1 pseudogene is annotated in these 355 nt (G+C 61.7%); it reads left to right on the forward strand.

Annotation, left to right across the window (positions count from 1 at the left end):
* Positions 1-154: 154 nt before the first annotated feature.
* Positions 155-355, forward strand: a pseudogene (locus tag GYA94_RS26935) (EamA family transporter); the annotation flags it as partial.

The raw sequence follows: 355 nt of genomic DNA on the forward strand, positions 1-355 counted from the left end.
GCAGAATCCCTGCAGCCGAGCAACAGCGTGCTCGGCCTGCACCCTGCCCTGCACGCTCGCCAGCGCTACAAAACTCTGCAGGGCATTGCCCACTCCCCTGCTAATTGCGCACTATATTTCCCACCCCACCCCCTCCAAGGAATGCCGCCCTTAAATGAACACCCAGCCCCGCAGCCTGGCCGCCACCCTCTTCCCGATAGGCTTGCTGCTGATTGCCATGGCATCGATCCAGTCAGGCGCTTCCTTGGCCAAAAGCATGTTCCCCATCGTTGGCGCACAAGGCACCACCACCCTGCGGCTAATCTTCGCCAGCATCATCATGCTGCTGATACTGCGCCCCTGGCGGGTTCGCCTG

The sequence above is a fragment of the Pseudomonas juntendi genome (genome assembly GCF_009932375.1).
Classification (GTDB): Bacteria; Pseudomonadota; Gammaproteobacteria; order Pseudomonadales; family Pseudomonadaceae; genus Aquipseudomonas; species Aquipseudomonas juntendi.